Annotated in this window: 13 protein-coding genes; all 13 read left to right on the top strand. The window is 67.6% G+C overall.

Annotated elements, in window-relative coordinates; all coding sequences use genetic code 11:
- The first annotated feature begins 22 nt into the window (after positions 1-22).
- The 13 genes from cpaB (at position 23) to SB771_RS28000 (ending at position 15,172) form a co-directional block, all read left to right on the top strand.
- Positions 23-868: a Flp pilus assembly protein CpaB gene (gene cpaB / locus SB771_RS27940; RefSeq protein WP_165754392.1), complete on the top strand. Its 846-nt coding sequence runs from the start codon at positions 23-25 to the stop codon at positions 866-868.
- 113 nt (positions 869-981) lie between these two features.
- On the top strand, positions 982-2,952 hold the full coding sequence (locus tag SB771_RS27945) for a type II and III secretion system protein family protein (RefSeq protein ID WP_175661624.1): 1,971 nt from the start codon (positions 982-984) through the stop codon (positions 2,950-2,952).
- 20 nt (positions 2,953-2,972) lie between these two features.
- Positions 2,973-3,269 carry a hypothetical protein gene (locus tag SB771_RS27950; protein ID WP_105788361.1) on the top strand — a complete coding sequence of 99 codons (297 nt, stop codon included), beginning with the start codon at positions 2,973-2,975 and terminating at the stop codon, positions 3,267-3,269.
- Positions 3,270-3,294: 25 nt separating this feature from the next.
- On the top strand, positions 3,295-4,566 hold the full coding sequence (locus SB771_RS27955) for a pilus assembly protein TadG-related protein (protein ID WP_175661623.1): 1,272 nt from the start codon (positions 3,295-3,297) through the stop codon (positions 4,564-4,566).
- Between the two features lie 13 nt (positions 4,567-4,579).
- A complete protein-coding gene (locus SB771_RS27960; protein WP_011661168.1) occupies positions 4,580-5,113 on the top strand; it encodes a TadE/TadG family type IV pilus assembly protein in 534 nt (177 codons plus the stop codon).
- A complete protein-coding gene (locus SB771_RS27965) occupies positions 5,110-5,553 on the top strand; it encodes a TadE/TadG family type IV pilus assembly protein (protein WP_105832140.1) in 444 nt (147 codons plus the stop codon). Before SB771_RS27960 ends, SB771_RS27965 begins: the two co-directional genes overlap by 4 nt.
- Positions 5,554-5,573: 20 nt before the next feature.
- Positions 5,574-6,782 carry a CpaE family protein gene (locus tag SB771_RS27970; protein WP_105832139.1) on the top strand — a complete coding sequence of 403 codons (1,209 nt, stop codon included), beginning with the start codon at positions 5,574-5,576 and terminating at the stop codon, positions 6,780-6,782.
- 19 nt (positions 6,783-6,801) lie between these two features.
- Positions 6,802-8,169: a CpaF family protein gene (locus tag SB771_RS27975; RefSeq protein WP_175661622.1), complete on the top strand. Its 1,368-nt coding sequence runs from the start codon at positions 6,802-6,804 to the stop codon at positions 8,167-8,169.
- 34 nt (positions 8,170-8,203) lie between these two features.
- Positions 8,204-9,181 carry a type II secretion system F family protein gene (locus SB771_RS27980; protein WP_175661621.1) on the top strand — a complete coding sequence of 326 codons (978 nt, stop codon included), beginning with the start codon at positions 8,204-8,206 and terminating at the stop codon, positions 9,179-9,181.
- 38 nt (positions 9,182-9,219) lie between these two features.
- Entirely contained in the window at positions 9,220-10,194 is a 975-nt protein-coding gene (locus tag SB771_RS27985) for a type II secretion system F family protein (RefSeq protein ID WP_175661620.1), read from the top strand.
- Between the two features lie 735 nt (positions 10,195-10,929).
- Complete coding sequence (locus SB771_RS27990; RefSeq protein ID WP_175661619.1) at positions 10,930-13,659, top strand: xanthine dehydrogenase family protein molybdopterin-binding subunit; 2,730 nt, start codon at positions 10,930-10,932, stop codon at positions 13,657-13,659.
- The gene (locus SB771_RS27995; protein ID WP_105788370.1) at positions 13,656-14,174 is read left to right on the top strand and encodes a (2Fe-2S)-binding protein; all 519 of its coding nucleotides are present in this window, start codon (positions 13,656-13,658) and stop codon (positions 14,172-14,174) included. The genes SB771_RS27990 and SB771_RS27995 overlap by 4 nt, the downstream gene beginning before the upstream one ends.
- Complete coding sequence (locus SB771_RS28000) at positions 14,171-15,172, top strand: hypothetical protein (RefSeq protein ID WP_138850325.1); 1,002 nt, start codon at positions 14,171-14,173, stop codon at positions 15,170-15,172. The genes SB771_RS27995 and SB771_RS28000 overlap by 4 nt, the downstream gene beginning before the upstream one ends.
- The last annotated feature ends 17 nt before the right edge of the window (positions 15,173-15,189 follow it).

The following is a 15,189-nucleotide window of genomic DNA, read 5'->3' on the forward strand; positions in this document are numbered from 1 at the left end:
CGATTCGTTGAGGAGCATTGCCATGAAAAACAGTCGAGCGCTCATGATGCTGATCATCGCGATGGTCGCGGGGCTAGCCGCGGTCGTGTTCGCATCCCGCTGGTTGATGCATACATCCAGCAGCTCGGTCACGTCGGTCGCGGTCGCGACCACCGACCTGAACCTGGGCGAGCCGCTCGGGCCGAACCAGATCCATATGGTGAGCTGGCCGTCGGGCAGCGTGCCGACCGGTGCGTTCGCCGACACGAAGGAGCTCGAAGGACGCGTCGTGCGCACGAGCCTCGCCCGCGGCGAGCCGGTGATCGAGTCGAAGCTCGCGCCGGTTGGCACGAAGGGCGGGTTGTCAGCGGTAATCGCCGACGGCAGCCGCGCGATCACCGTGCGGGTGAACGACGTGGTCGGCGTCGCGGGCTTCGCGCTGCCGGGCAACTACGTCGACGTGATCGTCAACACGCAGGAACAGCAGGGCAAGACCGACGGGCAGAGCATCTCGAAGATCGTGCTCGAGCACATCCTCGTGCTCGCCGTCGCGCAGCAGGTCAGCCGCGACGACACCGCGCCGAAGGTCGTCAACGCGGTGACGCTCGAAGTCACGCCCGATCAGGCTGAACGCCTCGATCTCGCGCGCAGCGTCGGCACGCTGTCGCTCGTGCTGCGCAACCAGGTCGACCAGAAGACGCGGACCACCGACGGCGCAACCAAGCTGACGTTGCTCGGCAAGGCCCCGGTACCCGACGCGACGCCCGCACCGGCACCCGCGCACGTACGGACCGTGCGCGTGCATGTCGCGTCGCACGCCGCACCGGAAGCGCGCCGCGATTGCGTCGGTGTACTGACCGGTGTGCACGGCAGCGTCGAATGTTTCTGAACACGCAGCACACATCCAGATAACCAGATTAACCAGATCGGCCGCCGTCAAGGCACGGCGGCCTTGCAAGGCAAAAACCGGCGTCTCGCCGGTCACTCGGGGGATCAGACGAAATGAAGATCAATCCGCAATATTCAGGTACCGGCCCGGTGCGTACGCGCATCGCCCGGGGCGCGATGATGGCCGCGATCCTCTGTGCAGGAACGTTGACCGTGTACAGCGCACTGGCCCAGGAAGGCGTCGAATCGGCTGCGCTGATGAAGGGCGGTGCCAGCGCGCCGGCTGCCGTCGCGAAGGGGCCGATGCAGATGACGATCAGCATGGCGCCGGCGCCGGCCACCGCGGCCGCCGCATCGGCGGCGCCGATGCGCGGACCGAACTGCGTGGGCGCGGTGCGTGATGCGACCAGCGTCACCGTGCCGCTCGGCAAGTCGCTGCTCGTGCCGATGCCGGAGCCGGTGCGCAACCGCACCATCGGCAATCCGGCCGTCGCGCAGGCGACGATGGTGTCGCCGCAGACGCTGTACATCCTCGGGCTGTCGGTCGGCACGACCAACATGATCGTGCAGGGCAGGAGCGGCGCATGCCGCGTGATCGACGTGGCGGTCGGCGCGGACGCCGGCGGCCTGCAGTCGTCACTGCAGCAGCTGATGCCGGGCGAGCGCGACATTCACGTGTCGACCGCCGCCGGCACGATCGTGCTGGCCGGCACCGTGTCGAACTCGCAGGCCGCGCAGCAGGCCGTGCAGATCGCCCATGCGTACAGCGACAGCGCCGGGGACGGCGGCGGCGCCGGCAAGGGCGCCGGGGTGCTGAACATGCTGGCCGTCACGTCGCCGCAGCAGGTGATGCTCGAGGTGAAGGTCGCCGAAGTGTCGAAGACGCTGATCAACCAGATGGGCAGCGCATTCAACATCCAGGGCGGCTTCGGTTCGTGGAGCGGTGCGCTCGTCAGCAACCTGCTCGCGGGCGTTGCCAGCGCCGGGATCTTCAACAAGGCGAACAACAAGCCGTTCAGCGTCGCGGCCGACGCGCAGAACACCGACAACCTCGTCAAGATCCTCGCGGAGCCCAACCTCGTGACGATCAGCGGCCAGGAGGCGACGTTCCTTGCCGGCGGCAAGATCTTCATCCCGATCCCGCAGAGCAGCGGCAACGGCACGTCGTCGATCACGCTGCAGGAGGAGGAGTTCGGCGTCGCGCTGAAGTTCACGCCGACGGTGCTCGCGAACGGCCGGATCAGCCTGAAGGTCGCGCCGGAAGTGTCGGAGCTGTCGCAGACGGGTGTCACGCTCAGCGCGACGAACATCGGCGGCACGTCGATCCTGCCGCTGATCACGACCCGGCGTGCGTCGACGACGGTCCAGATGAGCGACGGCGAATCGTTCGCGATCGGCGGGCTGATCAAGGACAACGCGACCGGCTCGCTCAAGGCGATCCCGGGCGTCGGCGAGGTGCCCGTGCTCGGCGCGCTGTTCCGCAGCACGTCGTTCCAGCAGGACCGCACCGAACTGATCTTCCTGATCACGCCGCACCTGGTGAGGCCGCTGCAGACCGCCGACGTGCCGTTGCCGACCGACAGCTTCTCGAAGCCGAACGAAGTCGACGTGTACGCGACCGGCAACATGGAAGGCCGCAAGGGTGTCCGCAAGGCGACCATGCAACCGTCGAACGGCGCGGCACCGCAGACGCCGGCTTCGGCACCGGCTCCCGCGCCGCAATCGGCCGCGCCGGTCGCCCCTGCCGCCGCACTGCCCGCACCGCGTGCGCCGCAGCCTGCCCAGGCGCCGGCGCCGGTGCCGGCCCAGCCGGAGAAGGCCGGCGCTGCAACGGCCGAGGCCGCGGGGGCGGTGAACGCCGAGCCGGCGCCTGCCGCGCGGCCGCAGCCGCAAGCGCCGGCGCAACCGCAGGCCGATGCGGCCGGTGCGGCGCGCATCGCGCGCATCGAAGCCACCGCCGCGCGCCTCGCGGCGGCCGGCTCCGCCACGCCGGCGAAACCTGCGCCGCGTCCGACGCCCAGCGTGCCGGCCGCCCATGCGCAGATCGCGCGGGCGAGCGCGGCACCCCAGTCCACCGATCGTTGAAGCTATCCAAGGGGAAGCTCATGAAATCCGCCTACCTCGTATTCGTGCGCCGCGCGGCGCTTGCCGTCCCGCTCGCGTTCGCACTCGCCGGTTGCATGTCGTCGAGCCCGGTGTGGGACAGCCGCTTCGGCGACTCGGTCCGCGCCGTCACGCAAGCCCAGATCATCGATCCGCATGCCGGGGAACACGCGGCAACGCACCCGGGGGTCGATGGCCGCGCCGCCGCGTCCGCGCTCGACAGCTACGACAAGTCGTTCAAGCAGCCCGAGCCGAAAGCCAATGCATTCGTGATCGGCATCGGCAAGTCGGCGCAATAAAACAGGCACGCTCAGGGAGAACGCCATGTCCAGCGCAGCTCGTCATCCGAAGCTCACGCGTCACAGTCTGCATCGTCAGCAAGGCGCCGTCGCAATCATCGTCGGTCTCGCACTGGCGGTGATGATCGGGTTCGTCGGTCTCGCGCTGGACCTCGGCAAGCTGTACGTCACGCGCAGCGAACTGCAGAACAGCGCCGATTCATGCGCGCTGTCCGCTGCGCGCGACCTGACGTCGGCCATCAGCCTGCAGGTCGCGGAAGCCGACGGCATCGCCGCCGGCCACGCGAATTTCGCGTTCTTTCAGCAGAACGCGGTACAGATGCAGACGGACTCGAACGTCACGTTCAGCGATTCGCTGACCAACCCGTTCCTGACCAAGACGGCGGTCGCCACGCCGGCGAACGTCAAGTACGTGAAGTGCACCACGCAGTTGAGCAACATCGCGCACTGGTTCATCGAGGTGCTCAACACGATTCCCGGCCTGCAGGTCGCGAATGCGGCGCAGGTCGCGGCCAGCGCGATCGCGACGGTCGGGGCCGGGCAGACCACCTGTGCGATTCCGGTGTTCGTGTGCAAGCCGGCGTCCTCCGCGCCCTACAAGGTCGGCGACTGGATCTCGTCGCCGTCCGGCTCGTCGACGACGTACGGGCCCGGCAACTTCGGCTGGGCGGCGCTCGACGGCTCGACGAACGAGCCGACCATCGCCAGCGAACTGTCCGGCAACACCTGCAACATCACGTCGCCGCCGGACCTCGGCTCGACGGGCCTGAAGGCCGCATCGCTGCGCGCCTGGAACACCCGCTTCGGCATCTACACGAACGGCGCCAACGGCTCGAGCGGCCAGCCTGACTTCACCGGCTACGCGTATGTCGGCCCGAAATACGGACCGCCGGGAACCGCGGGCATCGTCGGCGACGCGTACACGCAGTTCGTGCTCGATCGCGCGAGCTTCAAGGCCTACCAGGGCGACGGTACGCCGCCCACCGGCAGCGGCATCTCGACCAACGGGACCGTCACGGCCAGCAACTACCAGACGTATGGCGGCGACCGCCGGGTCGCGCTGGCTCCCGAAGGCGACTGCTCGACGCTGTCGGGCAGCAGCGGCAAGGTGCACGTCACGCAGTGGGACTGCGTGCTGATGCTCGATCCGCTGCCGTTCAGCCCGGGAGCCGGCGGGGTCGTGGCGCACCTCGAATACCTCGGCTCCACGGCCTCCGGCACCACGCCGTGCGCGACGCACGGCCTGCCGGGCAGCGGCAGCTCGGTCGGTATCAAGGTACCGATGCTCGTTCAATAGAGGACACACGATCATGAAAAGGCTCCCGATTCGCCGGTCACGCATGCGCGGTGTCGCCGCGGTCGAATTCGCGCTCGTGCTGATGCCGATGATCGTGCTCGCGACCGGCGTGGCCGAGTTCGGCCGCGCGATCTACCAGTACGAGACGCTCACGAAGGCGACGCGCAACGCGGCGCGCTACCTGTCGGTGTTTTTGCCGAACGACAGCGCGTATCCGCTCGCGGCGGCGCAGTGCCTCGTCGTGTACGGCAGCACCACGTGCGGCTCCGCCGGCACCGAGCTGGTGCCGGGGCTCACGACGTCGATGGTGATCGTGTGCGATGCCACGCATTCGACCGATTGCGGCGACGCGTCCGACCCGTCGCAGTTCGCGAACCTGCCGACCTACGACTCGACCAACAACGCGCCAAGCGGCACGGCGACCGGCAGCATCAACCTCGTCGAAGTGAAGGTGAAGGGCTATCAGTACCAGCCGATTCCGGCCTACCCGGGGCTGTCGTCGATCACCTTCGGCAACATCGTCACCGTGATGAGGCAAGTGTCATGAACCCGCGTCCCACTCCGCCGTCGCGCCGTCGCGCCCAACGCGGCTCCACGATCGTCGAATTCGCGCTGATCGCGTCGATCCTGATCATGCTGCTGATCGGCATCTTCGAATTCGGGCGCGTGCTGTTTTACTGGAACACGGCGAGCGAGGCCATCCGGCTCGGCGCCCGCACGGCGATCGTCTGCGACGTGAACGCGGCCGGCGTCGTGAAGCGCGTGCGGTCGCTCATGCCGATCCTGGCCAATTCGAACGTGTCGGTGAGCTACTCGCCGTCAGGCTGCGACGTGAGCTCCTGCTCGTTCGTGACCGTCAGCATCAGCAATGTCACTGTCAACACGATGATCCCGATCGCGCACGTTGCGATCACGATGCCGTCGTTCACCACGACGCTGTCGCGGGAAAGCCTGAACTCCTCGACGGGCGGAAGCGCCTGTCAATAACGAACCGACGAGGCACAGTCATGATCAATATCCTCGTAGCCGCCGACGATACCGCCCGGCTCATGCAGATCGCGCGTCTGGTCACGGACAGCGGACACTATCGCGTGACACGTGCGCACGGTCGGCCGTCCCAGATCGAGCATCGCACCGATGGACTCGATTCATTCGATATCCTGCTGATTGACGGCGCATTGACCGATGCGGCCGAGCTGTCGGCGATCGAGCGGATCTGCCGGCTGCACCCGTGCCTGATCGGCATCCTGGTGACCGCGGATGCGGCGCCCCATGTGCTGCTGGACGCGATGCGCGCCGGCGCGCGCGACGTGCTGCAGTGGCCGATCGATCCGGCCGCGCTCGCCCGCGCGCTCGAACGCGCCGCCGCGCAAAGCACGCGGCGCGACGGCGGCGACACGCGCTTCGTGTCGTTCATGTCGTGCAAGGGCGGCGCGGGCACCAGCTTCGCCGCGAGCAACGTCGCGTACGAGATCGCCGAAGCCCACAAGCGCCGCGTGCTGCTGGTCGATCTGAACCAGCAGTTCGCGGATGCCGCGTTCCTCGTCAGCGACGAGACGCCGCCGTCGACGCTGCCGCAGCTCTGCGCGCAGATCGAGCGGCTCGACGGCGCGTTTCTCGACGCGAGCGTCGCGCACGTGACGCCGACCTTCCACGTGCTGGCGGGCGCGGGCGACCCGGTCAAGGCCGCCGAGATGCGCGAGGATGCGCTCGAATGGATCCTCGGCGTCGCCGCGCCGCGCTACGACTTCGTGATCTTCGACATCGGCGTGAGCATCAATCCACTGTCGATGATCGCGCTGGATCGCAGCGACCAGATCCAGCTCGTGCTGCAGCCCGCGATGCCGCACGTGCGCGCGGGGCGCCGGCTGCTGGAGATTCTCGTGTCGCTCGGCTACCCGCTCGACCAGTTGCGGCTGGTGGTGAACCGGATGACGCGCGCGGGCGATCGGTCCCGCGCCGCGCTCGAGGAAGTGCTCGGCCTGCATGCCAGCTGCACGATACCCGACGATGTCGACACGGTGCGCGAAGCGCTCGACCTCGGGCATCCGGCCTCGCGCGTCGCACGTAGCGCAGCGGTGACGCGGGCATTGCAGGCCTGCGCGAAGCAGATCGTCGAAGGGGACGTGCGCACGCGGCACGGCACGTCCAGCAGCGAACCGTTGATGTCCCGGCTGTTCGGCCGCAAGGCCACGCCGAAGCTCAAATCCATGTGAATCTTTCGGGGAAACCATCATGTCATTGCGCGAACAGATGTCCTTGTACCGGACGCAGCCGCAGGCGGCGGGCACCGAACCGGCAGGTGCGGCGCATTCGTCGGTACGCGACGCATACCAGAAGCTGCGTCGTGAAATTCACCTGACGGTGCTCGATCGCGTCGAGCTCGAGCGCCTGTCACGCCTGCCGCAGGAACAGGTCCGGCAGGAAATCTCGTCGCTGATCTCGCGCATTCTCGACGAGGAGCGGCTGCTCGCGAACGACATCGAGCGGCGCCAGCTCGCGATCGATGTGTACGACGAAATGTTCGGTTTCGGCCCGCTCGAGTCGCTGCTGCGCGACCCCGGCATCTCCGACATCCTCGTGAACACGTACCGGCAAGTCTACGTCGAGCGCAGCGGCCAGCTCGAGCTGACCGACGTGACGTTCTACGACGACGCGCATCTGATGAAGGTGATCGAGAAGATCGTGTCGCGGGTCGGGCGGCGCATCGACGAGTCGACCCCGATGGTCGACGCGCGCCTGCCAGACGGCTCGCGCGTGAACGCGATCATTCCGCCGTCGGCGATCGACGGGCCGCTGATGTCGATCCGGCGCTTCGCGGTCAACCCGCTGAAGATGGACGACCTCGTGAGCTACCAGAGCCTCACGCCGCCGATGGCGGAACTGCTCGACGCGCTGGCCCGCGCGAAAGTGAACGTGCTCGTGTCGGGCGGCACCGGCAGCGGCAAGACGACGCTGCTCAACATCCTGTCGGGCTTCATTCCGCGCTCGGAGCGGATCGTGACGATCGAGGATGCGGCCGAGCTGCAGCTGCAGCAACCGCACGTGCTGCGGCTCGAAACGCGGCCGCCGAACATCGAAGGCAAGGGCGAGATCACGCAACGCACGCTCGTGCGCAACGCGCTGCGGATGCGGCCGGACCGGATCATTCTCGGCGAAGTGCGCGGCGCGGAAGCGCTCGACATGCTCAATGCGATGAACACCGGCCACGAAGGCTCGCTCGCGACGATCCACGCGAACACGCCGCGCGATGCGCTCACGCGGCTCGAGAACATGATCAGCGTCGGCGGCCTGACGCTGCCGCCGAAGACGATGCGCCAGCAGATCGCGTCGGCGATCTCGGTGGTGGTCCAGGCGACGCGGCTCACCGACGGCAAGCGCAAGATCGTCAGCATCCAGGAGCTGACCGGGATGGAAGGCGACATCATCAACATGCAGGAGATCTTCACGTTCAAGCGCACCGGCATGGATCGCGACGGTACGGTGCGCGGACACTTCTGCGCGACCGGCGTGCGGCCGAAGTTCGCCGAGCGGCTGCAGGCATTCGGCATCAACCTGCCGGATTCGCTGTACGACCCGGCGCAGCGTTACGAGACGAAGTGACGACGCGCCATCGTCTGATTCCGGGGGAGGCCTCATGGACTCGATCTATTACGGTTTTGTGATTCTCACCTTCGTCGCGGTCGTGCTCGCGATCGAGGGCGTCTATCAATGGTGGAACGCGCGTCATGGTGCCGCGGCACGCCGGATCGAGTCGCGCCTGCGCGCGATGTCGGCCGGCGGCAGCGTGCAGCAGGAGCGACTGTCGATTCTCAAGAAGCGGATGCTCGACGAGTCGAAGCCATTCGACCGGCTGCTGATGCGGGTGCCGCGTATTCAGGCGCTGGACCTGGTGCTGCAGCAGTCGGGGCTCGACTGGACGGTCGCAAAGCTGGTCACGATCAGCGCCGTATTGCCGGTCACGGCGGCGTTCGCCCTGGCCGTCACCCCGTTGCCGCTGATCGTCGTGCTGCCGATCGCGCTGCTGACCGCGTGCCTGCCCGCCATGTACGTGATGCGGCATCGCAACCGGCGGATGGTCAAGCTCGAGCGCCAGCTGCCGGACATCTGCGACATGATCGCGCGCGCGTTGCGCTCCGGCCATTCGTTCTCGAGCGCGCTCGGGATGGTCGGCGAGGAGTTTCCCGATCCGATGGGCGGTGAATTCCGGATCACGTTCGACGAGATCAACTACGGCGTGTCGCTGCACGATGCGCTGGTGAACCTCGCGACGCGCGTGCCGGCCCACGACCTGCGCTACTTCGTGATCGCGGTGCTGATCCAGCGCGAGACCGGCGGCAATCTGGCCGAGCTGCTCGACAGCATCGCGTCGCTGGTGCGCGAGCGCTTCAAGCTGTTCGACAAGGTCCGCGTGCTGTCGGCGGAAGGGCGGCTGTCGGCCTGGATCCTCGGGCTGCTGCCGTTCGGCACCGCGGCCATGATGGCAATGTTGAACCGCGAGTTTCTGTCGGTGCTCTGGCAGGATCCGGCCGGCATCAAGATGGTCGGCGCGATGCTGGGGTCGATGGCACTCGGCCTGCTGTGGATTCGCCGCATCATCCGGATTCGCGTCTGACGCGTGTCTCAGGCTTCACGAACCGATTCGAGGCTGTCATGCAAAACCTGAGCGTAATACATACCGTGATGCTGGCCGGCTTGTTCATCTTCGTCGCCGGCGGCGTGCTGGTCGCGATGCTGCTGTTTGCGCCGCGCAACATCGAGCGCCGGATTCAACAGGCGAGCGGAGCAAGCGTGGGCATCGGCGGCGGTGCGGACGGCGGCGACGGGCAAACGTCGCGCTGGATCGCGAAATTCGTCGAGCTGTCGCAACCGATCTCCCGGTTGTCGGTGCCGCAAGAGGGGTGGGAGAATTCTCCGCTGCGGATCCGGCTGATGAATGCCGGCTGGCGCAATCCGAGCGCGGGCGCGCTTTACTTCGCGGCGAAGACGGTGCTCGCGCTGGTGCTGCCTGGCGCGGCGCTGCTGGCGCTCGCCACGACGCGGCTTGCGGAGCAGCGCATGCTGCTGTCGTTCATTCTCGTCGCGCTCGCCGGGATCGGCTACTACGTGCCGAATGTGATCCTCTCGCGGCGGATCGCGACGCGTCAGCGGGTGATCTTCGAGGATTTCCCGGATGCGCTCGACTTGCTGACCGTCTGCGTCGAAGCGGGGCTCGGGCTCGATGCGGCGTTGATGCGGGTGACCGACGAGCTGCGCTTTCGCAGCGAAGTGGTCGCGGGCGAGCTCGACTTGCTGCTGCTCGAGATGCGTTCCGGGTTCACGAAGGAAACCGCGCTGCGCAATTTCGCGCTGCGCACCGGCGTCGAGGATATCGAATCATTCTGCGCGATGCTGATCCAGGCCGACCGCTTCGGCACGAGCATCGCCGAATCGCTGCGCGTGCTGTCCGACATGCTGCGCACGCGGCGGCGGATGCGCGCCGAGGAACGCGCCGCGAAGATCGCGCTGAAGCTGCTGTTCCCGCTGATCTTCAACATCTTTCCGGCGCTCATGTGCGTGTTGCTCGGGCCGGCGATGATTCACGTGTATCGCGTGCTGCTGCCGTCCCTCGCCAGCATTGGACACTGAGCAGCGGCGCGGGTGGCCGCGCGAAACGGATGGGCGTGCCGGCCCGGCAGCACGGGTCGGCCGGCACGGTAAGGTCTTCATGGGAGGCTCCTCCTCCCCCCCGGGCGGCGCCGCGAGACGGGCCGATCATAGCGGCGTCAATGCAACCCGGACCCATGGTCGACCCTGGACACAGCCGCAGGCCACTGCCCGCGCGGGTGGCACCCTGCGGCTAGTCGCGAACGCGGCCGCGGCAGCGCGCCAGCCAGCCTGGAAGTCGGGCCTGGCAAGACCGATGCGCACCGCGCGTGCCGCTCGAAAATCCCCTTGAAATTCCCGTTTCGAATTCCTACGATTATTCAAAATCAGGCTCGAACGACGGTGCGCACGGGCGATTGACCTGCGTGCCCGATATATCGACACGACAACTGAAAATCGAGCGTCTGCCCGACGATACGGAAAACAGGCCAGTCGTCCACGATCAAGGCCGGGGGAACCATGAACGAACACACAGCGCGACGCACGCGGTCCGACGCTTCATCGAGCAGGCGCCCATCCGCGTGGCGCGAACCCGCGAACCCGCCGGGCATCGTCGCGCATCCTCTGCGTCCCGACTCCTGAGAACCGGCGCACGCAACCGCGCCCGTACACCATCTTCTCATCGACACCTGCGCATCGGCGCCCCACGCGGCCGGCGTGGCGACGCGCGTCGCGCAGTCGACGGACCGACATAACAATTCGAACGAGGGACGCAGCATGGCCATCCATGTGCCTGTGACACGCCGGACGTTTCTGAAGCTCGCCGGTAGCGGCGCCGTCGTCGCCGTGTCGGTCACCCATTTGCCGGCCGTCGTGCTCGCCGCGGGCGACACGCAGGCCGACGCGAACGGCCCGAACTGGGCGCCGGTGCCCGGCAAGGCGCGCTGGCGCATCGACGGCATGCCGAAGGTCACGGGCCAGAAGATCTACGCGCGCGACTTCAAGGCCCGCGACTTCGTCGGCTGGCCGCAGCAGGAAAACTGGCTCTATGCGTTGCGCTGCGACCGCGTCGACGCCGTGTACCAGGGCTACGATCTCAGCGTGCTGCCGCCCGAATTGCGACCGATCGCGATCGTCGACAGCGCGTTGCTGAGCGCGCGGCGGATTCCGCTTGCGCCTGAACCCGATCCGATCGCGAACCAGGACATCTACTGGCTCGCGCGGCCCGGTCATCCGGCGGACTGCTACGGGCAACCGGCCGCGCTGCTGATCTTCGAGAACTTCGACGTCTATCGCCACGCGAAGAAGCTGCTCGACTTCAATCGCGGCGTGATCCGCTACGGCGCATCGACCGGCGCGGGCCCGGCCGCACCGGTCGTGCCGTATTTGCCCGTGACCGTCTACGTGCGCGACGACGAACGACGGTTCAACTACGTCGACAACTACCAGACCGACAGCAACGGCAAGCCGAGCGCGAAGTACCTGGAGGAACGCGAGGCGGCAGTCGCCAACATCGACGCGACGATTGCCCGCCAGGCCGCCGCCGGCGCGTGGATCGGCGTTCGCGCGACCGGCGACGACGGCTTCCAGACGCCGGCGATCGACCCGATGTTCATGGAGCCCGAGTCGGGACTCGCGTGGTACGACACGTCCGCCGCGAAAATGAGCCTCGTGCTCGGCACGCAGTCGGCGAACGACGATGCGACCGGCGCGTGCGCGCTGTTCGACGGCAGCGACATCGCGGTCAAGGAGGCGCATGTGATCGCGTGCTATCCGGGCGGCGGTTTCGGCGGACGCGACAAGTCCTATTTCCCGCTGTATCTGGCGCTGGCGGCGCCGTTCGCGAAGGGCGCGCTGCGCTGGCAGCAGTCGCGCTATGAACAATTCCAGGTCGGCCTGAAACGCTGCGAGACGCAGTTTTCCGAATCGCTGTGGTTCGACCGTCGCGGCAAGCTCGAAGCGATCACCTGCGATTTCCTGTTGAACGGCGGCGGCAAGAAGAACCTGTCGCCGTACGTCGCGCAGCTTGCCGCGTTGAGCGCGATGAGCTGCTACGAGATCCCGCGCGCACGCGCGCAGGCCGCGTCCACCTATACGCGGGAAGTGTTCGGTGGGTCGCAGCGCGGCTTCGGCGGCCCGCAGGCGTTCATGGCGATCGAGACGCTGATGGACGAGGCCGCGCGCCGGCTCGGGCTGTCGCCGTTCGAGATCCGGCGCGCCAATCTGCTCGGCAAGGCGCCCGGTCCCGGCAAGGGCCGCGCGATCACCGGTGCGCCGATCCTGTTCGACCTGCAGCTCGACGCGCTGCTCGACCGGCTCGAGCGTCACCCGCTATGGCTGGAGCGCGAGCACACGCGTGCCGAGCGCAACACGCGCAATCTCCGGTATGGCGTGGGTCTCGCGATGGCGAACGAGGCGTACGGCACGTCCGGCGACGGGATGTTCGGGATGGTGCAGATCCTGCCCGACGGCAACCTGCGCGTGATCACGCCGTACACCGACATGGGCAACGGCGCGGCCACGACGCTGGGTCTCGCACCGTCTGAATTTCTTGGGCAGAACGCGCAAACGATTGCGATGAGCGAGATCGCGCCGTTCAACGCGCTCGGGCTCACTCCTAAAGGCCCGTCGAGCGCGCCGAATTGGGTGCGCTACTACTACGGTTCCTCGAGCGCGTGCCTCGGCGCGTTCCATCAGTACCACGCGGTGAAGGGGGCCGCGCAGGCGCTGTTTCTGCAAAGCGTGCTGCCGGCCGCGCGCGCACGGTGGGGCGTGAACGTGCAGGCCGCGGACGTGCGCTGGGTCGATCGCACGCTCGTCGCCAACGGCCTCGCGCCGATTCCGTGGCCGGTGCTGCTGGGCACGATCGGGAAGCTGGGCCTGCAGACCGTGGCGGCCGTGCATGCGAGCTATGCCGGCTACTTCTGGAAGGGCACCTATCCGTTCGCGTCCGGCAGTGCGCAGATCGACTACGACTACGTGGCGGTCGGCCTCGACCCGTATCGCCTCGCGCGGCTGCAGCGCGTGCTGCAGCCGCCACCGGTCAATACGTCACTCTACGGGCGCACGACCTATGCGCCGTCGGCGACGCTCGTCGCGGTGGCGGTCGATCCGGCGACCGGGCGCGTGAAGGTCGAACACGTGGTGACGGCCGTGAGCGTCGGCCGGCAGTTGTCGCCGGAACTCGTCGAAGGACAGTCGCAGGGCGCGGTCGCGATGGGGATCGGCAACGTGCTGACCGAAACCTGCCCGCTGGGGCCGGACGGGCCGGGCGGCGGCCGCTGGAATCTCGATCGCTACGAGGTCACGCGGCTGCCGGACATTCCCGTGCAGGAGCTGATCGCATTGCCGCCGCCGGCCGGCGATCCGGCCAACGCGCGCGGCATCGCGGAAGCGGTGATGTGTCCGATCGCACCGGCGCTGCTCAACGCGCTCGCGATGGCGACGGGGCGGCGGTTCCGGGTGACGCCCGTGACGCCGGAGAAGATTCGGGAGGCACTGCAATGAGCAATCCGGTCCGGATGACCATCAACGGCAAACCCGTCGAAGCAGACGCCGCCGACGGCGACATGAACCTCATCGACTTCCTGCACGAGCGGCGGGATCTGACGGGCACGAAGCTGTGCTGCGGCATCGGCGTGTGCCGCGCGTGCACGGTCGGCGTGCGCAACACGCCCGATGCGCCGATGGAAAAGACGCTGTCGTGCTCGACGCCGGTCAGCGCGATGGCGAACATGCACGTGTACACGATCGAAGGGCTCGCGCAGGGCGGCGCGCTGTCGCCGCTGCAGCAGAGCTTTCTCGAGTCGTTCGCGTTCCAGTGCGGCTACTGCGCGTCGGGCTTCCTGATGGCCGCGACCGCGATGCTCGACCATCTGCGCGCGCAGCCGGTGCACGAGCGCGATCTGGACGCGATGATCGAAACCTGGGTCGGCGGCAACATCTGCCGTTGCACCGGCTACGTCAAGTACATCGAGGCCATTCGCAAGGTGGCGCTGCGCTATACGAAGGGGGCGGCATGACGACGAGAACCCGCGTCGCCGCGCTGGCGATGCTGCTGGCCGTGCAGGCGGCGCCCGGCGCGTCGGGCGCGCTCGCGGCGGAAAACGCCGATGCGTCGCTGCATGCGTATGCGCAGCAGTGCACCGACGAAATCGGCGAGATTCCCGCGTTCGACTGCAACGCCGGCACCGATGTGCCGATCACCGTCAACGGCCGCGTGCCCGCGCGCTATGCGGCGCACATGACGTGCGATCGCCCGGCGCTGCTGCCGTACGACGCGCCGACGTCCGGGCAGTGCACGCCTTATTCGAAGATCCTCGACCTGTCCCACGGCGACACGCAGATCTCGGCGTTTTGCCGTCGCAAGCAGATCCGCGCGAACCGCAGCCCGTATTACGACGAAGTCGACATCGTGCTGCACCATGCGGGCAACGGCAAGACCTGCTGGTTTCATGCGGAGAAGGGCGGCACGGCCGGCATGAACGCGGCGCGCGTGCCGCCGCCGAACGAGACGACGCCGCCGCCCGGCCATCCGTCCGCGGCCGAGTTCTGGTGGAAGCCGGCCGCGACCGCGACCAAGCGCTGCGTGTCGTGTCACGACGCGAGCCCGGTCATGTACAGCCCGTGGATCGGGCAGGTATGGAACAAGGTGCCGACCGATCCGTGGGGCAAGTATGTGAATCTCGGCGCCGACTTCGCGTCGTGGACCTCGCATGCGATCAGCACGCCCGGCAACACCTGCATCGGCTGTCACCGGATCGGCGACCAGAACAGCTGCAAGATCTACGTGCCGCTCGCCGCCGGAATGCTGCCGCCGCCGAAGGGCAGCAACGCGCGCGCGAGCCGGTATCCGCTCACGCACTGGATGCCGATCGACAACAACAAGAGCCTCTACGAATGGAATGCGGCGAACGCGAAGTCGGTGAGCGACCTGCTCGAATGCTGTTCGGCGCGGGGCAAGAACGATCCGAAGTGCAGCTTCACGCCGGCGGCGCAGGCGGCGCAGGCAGTGAAATAGGGCGGCCGCGATTGCCG

It is taken from the genome of Burkholderia sp. SIMBA_051, from assembly GCF_046534915.1.
Lineage (GTDB): Bacteria > Pseudomonadota > Gammaproteobacteria > Burkholderiales > Burkholderiaceae > Burkholderia > Burkholderia ambifaria.

Bases quoted from the DNA above. Each gene is read 5' to 3' on its own strand.
- cpaB (WP_165754392.1), top strand. From the start codon at position 23: ATGAAAAACAGTCGAGCGCTCATGATGCTGATCATCGCGATGGTCGCG.
- SB771_RS27945 (WP_175661624.1), top strand. From the start codon at position 982: ATGAAGATCAATCCGCAATATTCAGGTACCGGCCCGGTGCGTACGCGC.
- SB771_RS27950 (WP_105788361.1), top strand. From the start codon at position 2,973: ATGAAATCCGCCTACCTCGTATTCGTGCGCCGCGCGGCGCTTGCCGTC.
- SB771_RS27955 (WP_175661623.1), top strand. From the start codon at position 3,295: ATGTCCAGCGCAGCTCGTCATCCGAAGCTCACGCGTCACAGTCTGCAT.
- SB771_RS27960 (WP_011661168.1), top strand. From the start codon at position 4,580: ATGAAAAGGCTCCCGATTCGCCGGTCACGCATGCGCGGTGTCGCCGCG.
- SB771_RS27965 (WP_105832140.1), top strand. From the start codon at position 5,110: ATGAACCCGCGTCCCACTCCGCCGTCGCGCCGTCGCGCCCAACGCGGC.
- SB771_RS27970 (WP_105832139.1), top strand. From the start codon at position 5,574: ATGATCAATATCCTCGTAGCCGCCGACGATACCGCCCGGCTCATGCAG.
- SB771_RS27975 (WP_175661622.1), top strand. From the start codon at position 6,802: ATGTCATTGCGCGAACAGATGTCCTTGTACCGGACGCAGCCGCAGGCG.
- SB771_RS27980 (WP_175661621.1), top strand. From the start codon at position 8,204: ATGGACTCGATCTATTACGGTTTTGTGATTCTCACCTTCGTCGCGGTC.
- SB771_RS27985 (WP_175661620.1), top strand. From the start codon at position 9,220: ATGCAAAACCTGAGCGTAATACATACCGTGATGCTGGCCGGCTTGTTC.
- SB771_RS27990 (WP_175661619.1), top strand. From the start codon at position 10,930: ATGGCCATCCATGTGCCTGTGACACGCCGGACGTTTCTGAAGCTCGCC.
- SB771_RS27995 (WP_105788370.1), top strand. From the start codon at position 13,656: ATGAGCAATCCGGTCCGGATGACCATCAACGGCAAACCCGTCGAAGCA.
- SB771_RS28000 (WP_138850325.1), top strand. From the start codon at position 14,171: ATGACGACGAGAACCCGCGTCGCCGCGCTGGCGATGCTGCTGGCCGTG.